15 protein-coding genes and 3 tRNA genes are annotated in these 13,162 nt (G+C 67.9%); 13 read left to right on the top strand and 5 right to left on the bottom strand.

The features are described 5' to 3' along the window. Nucleotides 1-132 precede the first annotated feature (132 nt). A complete protein-coding gene (locus VI480_RS01760; RefSeq protein ID WP_323671092.1) occupies nt 133-909 on the top strand; it encodes an enoyl-CoA hydratase-related protein in 777 nt (258 codons plus the stop codon). Nucleotides 910-932: 23 nt separating this feature from the next. Here VI480_RS01760 and VI480_RS01755 read toward each other — a convergent pair whose 3' ends face one another. From VI480_RS01755 to VI480_RS01745, 3 genes are all read right to left on the bottom strand, one after another. Beyond that, nucleotides 933-2,231 carry an FMN-binding glutamate synthase family protein gene (locus VI480_RS01755; RefSeq protein ID WP_416246620.1) on the bottom strand — a complete coding sequence of 433 codons (1,299 nt, stop codon included), beginning with the start codon at nt 2,229-2,231 and terminating at the stop codon, nt 933-935. 83 nt (nt 2,232-2,314) lie between these two features. After that, the gene (locus VI480_RS01750) at nt 2,315-3,046 is read right to left on the bottom strand and encodes a hypothetical protein (RefSeq protein ID WP_323671090.1); all 732 of its coding nucleotides are present in this window, start codon (nt 3,044-3,046) and stop codon (nt 2,315-2,317) included. Then, the gene (locus tag VI480_RS01745; protein WP_323671089.1) at nt 3,043-3,942 is read right to left on the bottom strand and encodes a hypothetical protein; all 900 of its coding nucleotides are present in this window, start codon (nt 3,940-3,942) and stop codon (nt 3,043-3,045) included. Before VI480_RS01745 ends, VI480_RS01750 begins: the two co-directional genes overlap by 4 nt. 185 nt (nt 3,943-4,127) lie before the next feature. Here VI480_RS01745 and glnT point away from each other — a divergent pair, with 185 nt between their 5' ends. The 4 genes from glnT (at nt 4,128) to VI480_RS01725 (ending at nt 7,531) form a co-directional block, all read left to right on the top strand. After that, a complete protein-coding gene (glnT, locus tag VI480_RS01740; protein WP_323671088.1) occupies nt 4,128-5,507 on the top strand; it encodes a type III glutamate--ammonia ligase in 1,380 nt (459 codons plus the stop codon). 98 nt (nt 5,508-5,605) lie between these two features. After that, nucleotides 5,606-6,238: a hypothetical protein gene (locus VI480_RS01735; protein WP_323671087.1), complete on the top strand. Its 633-nt coding sequence runs from the start codon at nt 5,606-5,608 to the stop codon at nt 6,236-6,238. A 143-nt stretch (nt 6,239-6,381) separates the two neighbouring features. After that, entirely contained in the window at nt 6,382-7,350 is a 969-nt protein-coding gene (locus VI480_RS01730) for a rhodanese-like domain-containing protein (RefSeq protein ID WP_323671086.1), read from the top strand. After that, nucleotides 7,319-7,531: a hypothetical protein gene (locus VI480_RS01725; RefSeq protein ID WP_323671085.1), complete on the top strand. Its 213-nt coding sequence runs from the start codon at nt 7,319-7,321 to the stop codon at nt 7,529-7,531. Before VI480_RS01730 ends, VI480_RS01725 begins: the two co-directional genes overlap by 32 nt. A gap of 155 nt (nt 7,532-7,686) precedes the next feature. Here VI480_RS01725 and VI480_RS01720 read toward each other — a convergent pair whose 3' ends face one another. Continuing rightward, on the bottom strand, nt 7,687-8,565 hold the full coding sequence (locus VI480_RS01720) for an LLM class F420-dependent oxidoreductase (RefSeq protein ID WP_323671084.1): 879 nt from the start codon (nt 8,563-8,565) through the stop codon (nt 7,687-7,689). A 194-nt stretch (nt 8,566-8,759) separates the two neighbouring features. Between VI480_RS01720 and VI480_RS01715 the strand changes: the two genes are divergently transcribed. After that, the gene (locus VI480_RS01715; protein WP_323671083.1) at nt 8,760-9,674 is read left to right on the top strand and encodes a 1,4-dihydroxy-2-naphthoyl-CoA synthase; all 915 of its coding nucleotides are present in this window, start codon (nt 8,760-8,762) and stop codon (nt 9,672-9,674) included. 29 nt (nt 9,675-9,703) lie between these two features. Here VI480_RS01715 and VI480_RS01710 read toward each other — a convergent pair whose 3' ends face one another. After that, nucleotides 9,704-10,216 carry a GNAT family N-acetyltransferase gene (locus VI480_RS01710; RefSeq protein ID WP_323671082.1) on the bottom strand — a complete coding sequence of 171 codons (513 nt, stop codon included), beginning with the start codon at nt 10,214-10,216 and terminating at the stop codon, nt 9,704-9,706. Between the two features lie 85 nt (nt 10,217-10,301). On the opposite strand from VI480_RS01710, the gene VI480_RS01705 reads away from it, so the two are divergent. The 7 genes from VI480_RS01705 to rplA all read left to right on the top strand — a co-directional run bounded on the left by VI480_RS01705 (nt 10,302) and on the right by rplA (nt 13,097). Continuing rightward, a tRNA-Thr gene (locus VI480_RS01705) sits at nt 10,302-10,374 on the top strand. A 23-nt stretch (nt 10,375-10,397) separates the two neighbouring features. Then, nucleotides 10,398-10,474: transfer RNA gene (locus tag VI480_RS01700), tRNA-Met, on the top strand. A 124-nt stretch (nt 10,475-10,598) separates the two neighbouring features. Continuing rightward, nucleotides 10,599-10,672, top strand: a tRNA-Trp gene (locus tag VI480_RS01695). 101 nt (nt 10,673-10,773) lie between these two features. Next, the gene (gene secE, locus VI480_RS01690; RefSeq protein WP_323671081.1) at nt 10,774-11,076 is read left to right on the top strand and encodes a preprotein translocase subunit SecE; all 303 of its coding nucleotides are present in this window, start codon (nt 10,774-10,776) and stop codon (nt 11,074-11,076) included. Between the two features lie 21 nt (nt 11,077-11,097). Then, nucleotides 11,098-11,868, top strand: coding sequence for a transcription termination/antitermination protein NusG (gene nusG, locus VI480_RS01685; protein ID WP_323671080.1), 771 nt, complete (start codon nt 11,098-11,100; stop codon nt 11,866-11,868). 74 nt (nt 11,869-11,942) lie between these two features. Further along, entirely contained in the window at nt 11,943-12,398 is a 456-nt protein-coding gene (gene rplK, locus VI480_RS01680) for a 50S ribosomal protein L11 (protein ID WP_323671079.1), read from the top strand. Between the two features lie 12 nt (nt 12,399-12,410). After that, complete coding sequence (gene rplA / locus VI480_RS01675) at nt 12,411-13,097, top strand: 50S ribosomal protein L1 (RefSeq protein WP_323671078.1); 687 nt, start codon at nt 12,411-12,413, stop codon at nt 13,095-13,097. Nucleotides 13,098-13,162 lie beyond the last annotated feature (65 nt).

Below are 13,162 nucleotides of genomic sequence, written 5' to 3'. Positions count from 1 at the left end.
GATCGCCCTCGCTGTCACGCTCATCATCGTCATCAAACTCATCGACCACCGCGACCGCTGGCAACCCCAATGACCCACCTATCGGCGCTCGCTCTAAGCGAAACAGCGGCCTGACCACTAGGTTCGGCCGGCATGGGTGAGTTTTGTTATGCGGAGCGCGACGGGCACCTGTTCGTCGTGACGATCAACCGGCCGGAGCGCATGAATGCGCTGCACCCGCCGGGCAATGCCGAGATGTCGGACCTGTTCGACGAATTCCAGAACGATCCGGAGCTGTGGGTCGCGATCGTGACCGGGGAAGGCGACCGTGCCTTCTCGGCGGGCAACGACCTGCGATACCAGGCCGAGGGCGGCGATCGTTCGGCGATGCCGTCGTCGGGCTTCGGCGGGCTGACCTCGCGCTGGGATCTCGACAAGCCCGTCATCGCGGCCGTGAACGGCGTGGCGATGGGCGGCGGATTCGAGATCGCACTGGCCTGCGACATCATCGTGGCTTCGGAGAATGCGCTGCTCGCGCTGCCCGAGCCCAAGGTGGGGCTCGCCGCACTGGCGGGCGGCGTCCATCGCCTGCCCCGCCACATCGGGTTGAAGCGCGCGATGAGCATGATGCTGACCGGCCGTCACGTGCCCGCCGCTGAGGCCAAGGAGATGGGCATCGTCGCCGAGGTGGTCCCCCAGGGCGGGGCACTCGCATGTGCCCGCCGCTGGGCCGAGATGGTGCTGGAGTGCTCGCCGATGTCGATCCGGGCCACCAAGCAGGCCGCCATGGCCGGTCTCAACGAGGCCAGCGTTCAGGCTGCACATGAAGGTCGCTACGAGGCGGTGCGCGCCATGAACAACAGCGCCGATTACATCGAAGGCCCGCGAGCGTTCTCCGAGAAGCGCCCGCCCCAATGGCAGGGTCGCTAGCCCACCTGAACCACTGAATTTGGTCAGTCGGCGCCGGGCACCCAGTTGGTGCCTGCCAGCGGCACATTGGCCATGGCTGCGGCTTCGACGGTGAGCGCGGCCAGGTCTTCGGGCTCCAGGTTCAGCACGTGCGACTTGCCGTTGGCGCGGGCCAGGATCTGGGTCTCGATGGTGAGCACCTGCAGGTAGTTGGCCAGGCGTCGCCCCGCCAGTACCGGGTCGAGTCGGGCCGACAACTCGGGGTCCTGGGTGGTGATGCCGGCAGGATCGGTGCCGGCTTGGAAGTCCTCCCAGTAGCCGGCCGAGGTGCCCAGCTCGCGGTACTCGCTTTCGTAGGCCGGGTCGTTGTCGCCGATGGCGATCAGCGCAGCAGTGCCGATCGACGCGGCATCGGCGCCCAACGCCAGCGCCTTGGCCACGTCTGCGCCCGATCGGAAACCGCCAGCGGCAATCAGCTTCACCTCACGGCGGTGGACTCCGAGCTCGCGCAGCGCCCGCACCGCCTCGGGAATGGCAGCGATCGTCGGGATGCCGACGTGCTCGATGAACACGTCCTGACTGGCTGCGGTGCCGCCCTGCATGCCGTCCACCACTACGGCGTCCGCTCCGGCTTTTACCGCCAGCGCGGTGTCGTAGTAGGGGCGAGCCGCACCGACCTTGATGTAGATCGGCACCTGCCAGTCGGTGATCTCGCGCAGTTCGCCGATCTTGATCTCGAGATCGTCGGGCCCGGTCCAATCCGGGTGGCGGCAGGCTGAGCGCTGGTCGATCCCGGTGGGCAGCGTGCGCATCTCGGCCACCCGCTCGGTGATCTTCTGGCCGAGCAGCATCCCGCCGCCGCCGGGCTTGGCGCCCTGTCCTACGACCACCTCGATGGCGTCGGCCATGCGCAGATGGTCGGGGTTCATGCCGTAGCGCGACGGCAAGTACTGGTACACCAGCACCGACGAGTGCTCGCGTTCCTCCATCGTCATGCCGCCGTCTCCGGTGGTGGTCGAGGTTCCGGCGGCTGACGCCCCCCGGCCGAGTGCTTCTTTGGCTTGCGCCGACAATGAGCCGAAGCTCATGCCGGCGATCGTGACCGGGATCTGCAGGCGCACCGGTCGCTCAGCGCGATGCTCGCCGATCACCACGTCGGTGCCGCACGCTTCGCGGTACCCCTCGAGCGGGTAGCGCGACATGGATGCCCCCAAGAAGACGAGGTCGTCGAGCGTGGGCATCCGGCGCTTGGCGCCCCAGCCGCGGATGCGGTAGATGCCGGTGTTGGCCGCCCTGCGGATCTCGGCGATCACGTTGCGGTCGAACGTGTACGACTCGCGCAGGTGCCAGTTCTGGGGGTCGTCGGCGGCGAGCGGGTCGAGGTCTCCCGCAGGCGTCCCGCCCGGTGACCCGTTTGGTGTCGTGCTCACCGGCGGTCACCGCCTGCGGCCCGCACCGCTGCCTGAGCGGCGTCCACGTCGTCGATCGTGAAGTTGTAGAGGCGGCGGGCCGAGCCGTACCGGCGGAAGTCGCCGGGGTCGGCCCCGTGTGCCGCCTCGCCAACGGCGGCCAGTAGCCCCGCCACTGTCTGGACATGCTCGGGCCGCATCTCCTTCTCGACGCAGTCGGCGCCGAGCGACTCCACCTCGCCCCGCACGAAGATCTGCGCCTCGTAGATCGAGTCGCCCAGATCGGCCGCAGCGTCGCCGCAGATCACCAGGTTCCCCGCCTGGGCCATGAAGGCGCTCATGTGGCCAACGTTGCCGCCCACCACGATGTCGACGCCCTTCATCGAGATTCCGCAGCGGGCACCCGCGTTGCCGCCCACCACCAGCAGGCCGCCGCAACCCGTGGCACCGGCCGACATGGTGGCGTTGCCGGTGATGCGTACCTCGCCCGACATGATGTTCTCAGCGAGCCCGGTGCTGGCGTTGCCCTCGATCAGCACCCGTCCCCGCTGGTGCATGCCGGCGCCGTAGTAACCCACCGAACCCCGCACCACCACATCGATGTCGGCGGTGATGCCGCACGCCACTGCGTGGGCGCCGCGTGGGTTGATGACCTCGAACGATTCGCCGTCGGCAGCCTCGTGCAGTGCCTGGTTGAGCTTGCGCCGGGCCGATTCGGCGAGGTCGAACGTCCGCACCGCTGCGCTCACGCCGCGAGGCTCCAGGTGTAGATGCGAGCCGGCTCCGGCTCCCAAACCTCGGCATCCAGCGCACCGGGCAGGCGGGCTATAGCGCGGTACTCAGACGACATGGCGACCCAGTGGTCGGTCTCGGCCACCACTGCAGGCTTGCAGGCAATGGGGTCGCGCAGGATGGCGAACCCGTCGGCGACGCCGATGGCGAAGGTGTAGAAGCCGTCGAGGTCGCCGAGAGCGCCTTCCAATGCCTCCGAGATGGAGTCGCCCGAGCGCATCCGCCAGGCCAGGTAACCGGCGGCGACCTCGGAGTCGTTCTCGGTCTGGAATGACTCGCCGTGGCCTTCGAGCTGGCGGCGCAGCCGGTTGTGGTTCGACAGCGAGCCGTTGTGCACCAGGCAGGTGTCCGAGCCGGTGGAGAACGGGTGAGAGCCGTTGGTGGTTACCGCCGATTCGGTGGCCATGCGGGTGTGCGCCAGCGCATGGGTGCCGGTGCGCGATGCCAGGTCGTAACGCTCGGCGACGAGGTCTGGGTAGCCCACGGCTTTGAACATCTCGATCTTGTTGCCTTGGGCCAGCACGGTCGCGCCCGCCACGTTGTCGATGATCCACTGGCGGGCGCTACGGCCGTCCCCGTCGGTGGAGAACACCGCGTGGTCATGCACCGCCGCGACGGTCACCTCTGCGCCCAAGGTCGCCTCGAGGGCCGCGGCCACAGGACCCCAGTCCACCTTGAGCCCTTCGGCCAGCACGGTGATGCGAGTGCGACCGGGAACGCCAGCGTCATACACGGCAAATCCGGCACTGTCGGGTCCGCGGTCGCCCATCTCGGCGAGCATGACTTCGGTCAGCCGTCCCAGCTCGTGCCGGTGCGTTTCGGTCTTGCAGAACAAGCCCACAATCCCGCACATGGCGCACCCCCAGCCCCACGATCCCTACGTCTGTCCGTCGGGCCTCCCGCACCGTAGCGCTTCGCCTCCTGTGGCCAGATGCCTGCGGATCCCATTCAGGCTGTCTGCTTTCGTTGACTACTGTGCGCGCGGGGGCATGGCCGACGATCTGGCGGCCTCGATCCGAACACGCCGGGGGGCGAATCATGAGCAGCGCGACTGACGCACTCGAAGAAATCCGGGCCAAGACCGAGGCCGACGGCGTGGAGTTCATCTACGCCATGTTCGTGGAGATGCACGGGAAGCCGTGCGCCAAGCTGGTGCCGGTCAGCGCCTTGGACGGGCTGATGAGCGATGGCGCCGGCTTTGCCGGTTTCGCCGCCGGCCCGATGGGTCAAGACCCCTCCAGCCCCGACATCTTGGCCCTGCCCGATCCTGCCTCGTACACCCAGCTTCCGTGGCAGCCGAACGTGGCTGCCATGCAGTGCGATCCCACCGTGGAGGGCGAGCTGTGGCCGTATGCGCCGCGGGTGATCCTGCGCCGGGCATTGGAGGCAGCCGCTGAGCGCAACCTGGTGCTCAAGTGCGGCGTGGAGGCCGAGTACTCGCTGGTGGTGCGCAACGAGGACGGCTCGCTGGCCGTGGCCGACGACCGCGACAACCTGACCCTGCCCTGCTACGACGCCAGGGGCCTCACCCGGATGCTGCCGCACCTCGAAGCGGTGTCCAAGAACCTCGACGCCATGGGCTGGGGCAACTACGCCAACGACCACGAGGACGCCAACGGCCAGTACGAGCAGAACTGGCTGTACTCAGACGCCCTGACTACTGCCGATCGGCTGATCCTGTTCCGGCTGATGGTGCACACGCTGGCCCAGCGCGATGGTCGCTACGCCACCTTCATGCCCAAGCCGTTCGCCGACAAGACCGGCAACGGGCTGCATACCCACCTGAGCCTGTGGACCGCTGACACCGACGATCCGCTGTTCATCGGTGGCACGGCCGGCGGGCCAGACACCAAGGGCTTGGGCCTGAGCGACCTCGCCTACCAGTTCGTGGGCGGGCTGCTGCGCCACGCCCGCTCGCTGGTGGCGGTGGTGTGCCCGATCGTCAACTCCTACAAGCGCATGGGGGTGGGCGCGCCCACCTCGGGTGCCACCTGGGCGCCGGCGTATGCGGCGTACGGCGGCAACAACCGCACGCAGATGATCCGCATCCCCGAGCCCGACCGGATCGAGATTCGCCTCGGCGACGGGGCCGCCAACCCGTACCTGATGTTCGCGGCGTACCTCGCCTGCGGGCTTGACGGCATCGACAACGGCATCGACCCTGGCGAGCCCAACACGGACAACCTGCACGCCATGTCTGCCGAAGACGTGGCGGCGAAGGGAATCGCCGTGCTGCCGCCCACGCTGCTGCACGCCGCCGAGGAAATGGCGACCTCCGAAGTGCTCGCCGCTGGACTGGGCGACACCGCCGAAGGCCCCTACCGCGACTACTTCGTACAAACCAAGAAAGCAGAGTTCCTGGCGCACCACAGCGTCGTCACCGTCGGCGAGGTCGACCAGTACCTCACCCTGTTCTGAGCGTCGAAGCCGCGACGTCAGCGGTTTCGGCAGGCGGCACTGCTACGGCAGCGGCATTGCCTACGATGCGCGGAGAGGCTGAAGTGGGGGAGGAAGCCATGAGTGCATCGGATGCCGCGGCGAACAGGGTTTCGGAGCGGGCCGCGGCGGTCGCGGACGCGATGGACGACATCGCCAAGATCGATGCGCATGGCCGTGAGCACGGCGGCATCGACCGGGCCGGCATCGCCCGCATCAAGGAACGGCTGCTGGAGCTCGCCACCCACGAGCACCTGTTCCCGGCTGCGGAGTTCCCGGCCCCTCACGGCGAGCGCGGCTCGCACAACTACCGGCTCGCCCAGAACGACGACGGCACGCTGGCGCTGTATGTCCAGAGCGTCGGTGAAGGCACGTCGGCGCCGCCGCATGAGCACCTCACTTGGGCCGTCATCGTGGGAATGCGCGGCCAGGAGCTGAACCGCTTCTACGACTGCTGTGCAGGCGAAGGCGAGCCGCACGTCGAGCGCGAGGAGATGGTCGAGCGCGGCACCGGCGTCGCAATGCTCGGGCACGACGTGCACTCGATTCACATCGAGGGCGCTTCGACCAACTTCCACTGCTACGGGCTGGCAATGGAGAACATGACCGGTCGCCGGTACTGGAACGCCGATGAAGGCGAGTGGCGGGAGTTCGCTGACTCCAGCAGCATCATCGAAGCCCGCCCGGGCCACCCAGCAACGGCCGCCGCCTGAACTGTCACCGGTGCGGCTAGAGCCGAGCGGCCCGTGATCCCAATCGCATCAGCATGGGGAACAAGAGCGGGAGCCAAGGAGCGGCGCTGTGAGAAGGTTCGCGAGTCCACGCATCCTCGTGCCCCGGCGTCGAGGGACGTGTGATGGCTGACGTTCCCACGATCACGGCAACCGAGTTGATGGAGCGGCATCGAGGGCTGCTGCGCGGCGACGGCACCGAGCTGGCGCTGATCGATGCCCGCGAGCCCACCGAGTTCACCCAGCGCCACTTGCTGTACGCAGCGAATCTGCCCCTCAGCCATGTGGGCCTCGAAGTGGCAGCGCGCATCCCACGGCTGGGCACGTCGGTGGTGATCTGTGACGACGGCGGAAGAGAGGCTGCTGCCGTCGCCTTGGAGCTCACGGTGCTCGGCTACGCCGACACGGCGGTGCTAGACGGCGGCATCGACGCGTGGGCGGCCGCGGGCGGCGAGCTGTACTCGGGCATCAACGTGCCGTCGAAGCTGTTCGGCGAGCTGGTCGAGGAGCACTTCGGTACCCCGCATGTCACCGCGACCGAGCTAGCCGGTTGGCTGGCCGAGGGTCGGGACTTGGTGGTGGTGGACTCGCGTACGCGCCGCGAGTTCAACCGCATGAGTATCCCGACCGGTCGGTCGTGCCCCGGTGGAGAGCTGGTGCGCCGCGTGGGTGACCTGATCGATGACGGCACCACGGTGGTCGTCAACTGCGCCGGGCGGACCCGCAGCATCATGGGAGCGCAGTCGCTGCGCTCGGCGGGCCTGCCCAATGCCGTGTACGCGCTGAAAGACGGCACGATGGGCTGGGAGCTGGCCGGGCTCGAGCTGGAGCACGGCCGCGACGAGCTGGCCCCCGATCCGAGCGAGGCCGGCCGTGCCCAAGCCGCGGCGGCTGCGCAGGCGGTGGCAGAGCGCTGCAGGGTGCGCACGATCGATCATGCCCAACTCGACGAGTGGCTCGCCGACAGCACGCGCAGGAGCGCGGGTGGTGCTCGCCGACGGCGACGGCATCGGCGCCACCATGACCGCGTCGTGGCTCATCCAGATGGGCTGGGACGCGTGGGTGCTCGAGCCTGGCTGGACCGGCGACGCTGAGCTGGTCACTCAGAGCGGCGACGAGACTGCCTCCGCGATCCGTTCACGCCAGCCCCCGCTGCCCTACGACCCCACCGACGCCGCGGTGGCCAAGGCTGCGATGGAGGCTTACCTGGTCTGGGAAGTAGCACTGCCCGACCAATACGCCCGCGACGACTTGGCGGAATTCCGTTTCTGCTAGCAAGCCCGGCGCGTCTACGCTGGCTGCTACGAGCGGGGCGGACCCAGCGCACGGCTCATGTTGTTGGAATGGGTCCGTCCCGCCGTTGCGCTCCGTAGTTCTCGGGCCCTTTCGATAAGTCTCGATTTAGTTCGATCTTCGCATGCTCGTCGCGGCTAGAGGTCGGCGAAGCGCTCGATGGTGTCGGCCCAGGCGCTGGCGTCGTCGGGCGTGGAGATGACCGTCTGCAGCCCGGCCATCGGTGACACGGGTACCGCGATCCGGCTGACGCCGCGGCGTGCCAGCTCTGGAATCTCTTCGAGGTCGGCGGGCAGCTGCACGGTGATCTCCAGCGCATCGGGATCGCGGCCGTGCTCAGCGGCCGTCTGGCGGGCCAGGTCGATCAGGTTCCACGGCGCGCCCCGGGCGGGGAAGTAGCCGTCGCCGAGCCGCCCGGCCCGCCGCGCTGCCACCTTCGAGTCGCCGCCCACGATAATCGGCACCGAGCCGTTCACCGGCTGCGGCCGGCAGTACGCAGCGTCGAAGTTCACGAACTCGCCGTGGAAGGTCGGCCGCTCGGCCGACCACAGCTCGCGCATGGCGGCCACGTACTCGTCGGTGCGCCGCCCCCGGTCGTCGAAGTGATCGCCGACGCCGATGGCGTCGAACTCCTCGCGCATCCAACCCACCCCGATGCCCAGCAGCACCCGTCCGCCCGACATGTGGTCGAGCGTGGCGATCTGCTTGGCGCACACCACCGGGCTGTGCTGGGGCACGATCAGGATGCCGGTGCCGAAGTTGATGGTGGACGTCACTCCTGCCATGTAGGCCATCCACATGAGCGGGTCGGGCAGCAGCAGGTCTTCGACGCCGCCGGCCATCTTGCCGTCAGGGCTGTACGGGTACTGCGACTGGTAGCCCGACGGGATGACCGTGTGCTCCACCGTCCACGCAGATTCGAAGCCGGCGGCCTCACCGGCTTGTACCAGCTCGGTCGCGAGGGCCGTGTCCATGGCGAACTTGCCGGTGTTGCAGTACCTCAGTCCGAATTTCATATCGCCGTCCCTTCGGTGAGCGCTCGGGCAGGGGACAGTCCCCCGATGATCGGCTCGCAGTCTCGCACGCAGCCCCGCAGCCGGGCCGGGCCGCTGGCGCCCGGCGCAGCCGCGGGCCGCGCAACGGCCGGAACCGTGGCTCGATCCAATACCGTGCCCCCACCTGTCCTCACGCCGCCGGCCCAGGATTCCCCATGCCGTTCTTGCCACACGTCTCGGACATCTTCGATCCGTCGCGCTGGAGCGACATCGACGGGTTCGATTTCACCGACATCACCTACCACCGCGCCAACGAGCACGGCACGGTGCGCATTGCCTTCGACCGGCCCGATGTGCGCAACGCCTTTCGCCCGCACACCGTCGACGAGCTGTACCGGGCGCTGGACCACGCCCGGCAGACCCCTGACGTGGGCTGCATCCTGCTGACCGGCAACGGCCCCGCGCCGGCCGACGGCGGCTGGGCGTTCTGCTCGGGCGGCGACCAGCGCATCCGCGGCAAGGACGGCTACCGCTACGCCGACGGCGAGACCGCCGACGACATCGACCCGGCCCGCACCGGGCGCCTGCACATCCTGGAGTGTCAGCGGCTCATCCGCATGATGCCCAAGGTGGTGATCTGCGTGGCGAGCGGCTGGGCGGCCGGCGGCGGGCACAGCCTCCATGTCGTGTGCGATCTCACCATCGCCTCCGAAGAGCACGCCCGCTTCCGCCAGACCGACACCAACGTGGCCAGCTTCGACGGGGGTTTCGGCTCGGCCTACCTCGCCCGCCAGATCGGCCAGAAGAAGGCCCGCGAGATCTTCTTCCTCGGCCGCACCTACACCGCCTGGGAACGCTTCGATATGGGTGACGTGAACGCGGTCGTTCCTCACATCAAGCTGGAATCCGTGGCGCTGGAGTGGGCGGCCGAAATCGTCTCCCGTTCACCCACGGCACAGCGCATGGCCAAGTTCGCGTTCAACCTGATCGACGACGGCCTGGTGGGCCAGCAGGTGTTCGCCGGCGAGGCCACCCGGCTGGCCTACGGCACGGATGAGGCCGCGGAGGGCCGTGACGCCTTCCTGGAAAAGCGCGACCCCGAATACGAGCAGTTCCCCTGGCACTTCTAGCTCGCCAACAGCACCGCTGACGGAGCGATTCAGGCGGGGCGCAGGCGCTGCATAAGCGTCACGTCGAGCCAGCGCCCGAACTTGCGTCCCACCTCCCGTTCCACACCGACGAGCTCGAAACCGTGCTTGGCGTGCAGCGCTACCGACGCAGCACCGGCGTCGGCGATCCGGGCGAATACAGCGTGAAAGCCGTGCTCATCGGCCAGCGCCACCAAGTCGCCGAGCAGCAGGCTGCCCACGCCGCGTCCCTGGTGGTCGCGGTGCACGTAGATGGAATCCTCGACGCTGGTCGAGTACGCCGGCCGGGTGCGGTAGGGCGACAGGCAGGCCCAGCCCAGCACCGTGCCGCTGACCTCGGCATCAGCGTTGTCTGGCACCGCCACGATGCACGGGTAGGCGCCCGAGTGGTCGCCCATCCAGGCGGCCTGTTCTGTCGGCGTGCGCGGCACCATGTCGAACGTCGCCGTGCCGTCGGTGACCTCGCGGTTGTAGATCTCCGCGATCGCATCGGCATCGGCCATCGTGGCCAGCCGGGTTCGCATGGCAGCGAAGCTACCGAAGGGTCGCAGATACACTCCGGACCCCACAATGTTCGGCGCACATCGCTGGCGATGGCGCACGAGCGTCGCCCCGTTAGCTCAGTAGGCAGAGCACAGCCATGGTAAGGCTGGTGTCGCCGGTTCGATTCCGGCACGGGGCTCGCCGCTACCCTGCGGCCCGCAAGGCGGGATAGCTCAGTTGGTCAGAGCGCACGGCTCATAATCGTGAGGTCCTGGGTTCGAGTCCCAGTCCCGCTACCAGACTCCTCACAAGACACCTCTGGACGCGACCCAGATCGCTGCCGGTAGCCTGTTGCGGCGGACATTCGCCAAGAAGGCCCGCACTGAGTGTCACCCGCGTATCGCACGCGATGCGCCGACGCTGAGGGCAGTAGCTCAATTTGGTAGAGCACCGGTCTCCAAAACCGGCGGTTGCGGGTTCGAGTCCCTCCTGCCCTGCGATTCCGCCGGTTTGGACCGTCAGCCCGGCGGACTGACCATGCCCAAGCCCCCGACAGCAAGTCCCTGAGAAATCGAGGCCGGAGACAGTTCCGATGGCCATGAACCGACGCACACGCCGTCACCTGCAGCGTCAGGGCGAGATGGGGGCTGACGGCGCGCCTGCCGGAAGGCGCGAGCGGCGTCAGGCAGCTCCGGCATCACCGACCACCGAGCGAGCCGGACCAGCGCAGTTCGTGGGCGAGGTCCGCTCCGAGCTGAAGAAGGTGATCTGGCCGACCCGCGCCGAGATCGTCAACTACTCGGTCGTCGTGTTCATCACCATCGTGATACTGACGGCGATGATCGCCGGATTCGACTGGATTCTGGGTGAAGGCGTCCTTCGCCTCTTCGACGTGAACTGACAAGCATCTGAGCTGACGAACATGAGCGACCTGACCGACACCCCCGCAGAGCCCGAAACCGACCCGATGGCGACCGCACGCCGGTTGCTGAGCACCCAGACGGCGACCACCCTGATGGGTCCGGGCGCCGAGCCAGCCGAGGCGACTGAGGGGGCAGGTGCCGCCGATGAGGCCGGCGCCGTCGACGTGCTCACTGAGGACGAACTGCTCGCCGTTGACGAGCCGGAGACCAAGCGGGTCTCGCCGTACGACCGGCCGGGTCGCTGGTTTGTCGTGCACACACAGTCGGGTTACGAGAAGAAGGTGAAGCAGAACCTCGAAGCCCGGATCGGCACGTTCGACATGGAGGACCGGATTCTCGAAGTCGCCATCCCCATGGAGGACGTGATCGAGTTCAAGGGTGGCCGCAAGGTTGTCGCCAAGAAGAAGGTCTTTCCCGGCTACCTGCTGATCCGTTGCCGTCCCAGCGACGAGGCCCACCACATGATCCGCAGCACGCCGGGGGTCACCGGCTACGCGGGTCCGGGCGGCAAGCCGTCACCCCTGCGCCGCAGGGAGGTGGAGGCGTTCCTGGCCGAGCCCGACGACGGGCCCGAGATGCCGCGCCGCACCAAGCCGTCGATGATCTTCGAGATCGACGAGGGCGTGCGCATCAAGGAGGGCCCGTTCTCCGACTTCCAGGGTCAGGTCATCGAGATCAACGAGGAGCAGCTGAAGGTCAAGGTGCTGGTGAACATCTTCGGCCGCGAGACCCCCGTCGAGCTCGACTTCGTCCAAGTCGCAAAGATCTGAGCCCCTGCGAGGGCGACTCAGCACAGACCCGAGCCCCTGCGAGGGCCAAGCAGCACAGACTCAAGGAGCACCAGATGGCAGACAACCCGGCACGACCCGCTGCGGGCCGCAAGCGGGTGAGCGCGGTGGTGAAGATTCAGATCCCGGCCGGGCAGGCATCGCCCGCGCCCCCGGTGGGCACGGCGCTCGGCCCGCACGGCGTCGCGATCATGGACTTCTGCAAGGAGTACAACGCCAAGACCGAGAGCCAGCGCGGCACGATCGTGCCCGCAGAGATCACGATCTTCGAAGACCGGTCGTTCACGTTCATCACGAAGACGCCGCCGACGTCGGTGCTGCTGCGCCAGGCGGCGGGGCTGGAGAAGGCGGCCGACAATCCCGGCCGCGAGACCGTGGCGCATGTCACCCAGGCTCAGGTGGCCGAGATCGCCGCGACGAAGATGCCCGATCTCAACGCACGCGATCTTGAGAACGCCAAGCTGCAGGTGATCGGCACCGCGCGCTCGATGGGCATCGAAGTCGCCGGCTGAGGAGAACACGAGATGTCAGGGAAGAAGTACGCCGAGGCGACCCGACGGTACGACCGGCAGATGATGCACGAGCCTGCCCAGGCCATTGACATGGTGCGGACGCTGGCACCGGCCAAGTTCGACGAATCGGTCGATCTGTCGGTGCGGCTCGGCGTCGACCCACGTAAGGCCGACCAGATGGTGCGCGGCACCGTCGCACTGCCTTCGGGCACCGGCGGTGATGTGCGCGTTGCGGTATTCGCGCAGGGTGACGCAGCGGCCGAAGCATCCGAAGCGGGGGCCGATGTCGTGGGCGGCGCCGATCTGGCCGAGCGTGTCGAAGCTGGATACACCGATTTCGACGTGGCGATCGCGACGCCGGACATGATGGGCGTAGTGGGCCGTCTGGGCAAGGTGCTTGGCCCCCGTGGCCTCATGCCGAATCCGAAGTCCGGAACGGTGACGCCCGATGTAGGCAAGGCTGTGGGCGAGTTCAAGGGCGGCAAGGTCGAGTACCGCACCGACCGGTACGGCAACGTGCATCTGGCGATCGGCAAGGTGAGCTTCGCCCCTGAGGACCTGAACGCCAATCTGGCAGCAGTCATGGATGAACTCGCACGGGCGAAGCCAGCTGGTGCCAAGGGTCGCTACGTGCGCAAGATGGTGGTGTCGTCAACCATGGGCCCAGGCGTCCGCATCGACCCCACTACATACAACTGAGGCTGAGCCGGCAGTTGAATCGCCGGGCGCGACCGGTAGCGTTCGCCACTCCACAACTTGCTCGC

This window comes from Candidatus Poriferisodalis multihospitum (genome assembly GCF_028283155.1).
GTDB lineage: Bacteria > Actinomycetota > Acidimicrobiia > Acidimicrobiales > Poriferisodalaceae > Poriferisodalis > Poriferisodalis multihospitum.
This window is presented reverse-complemented; position numbering and strand designations above follow the sequence as displayed.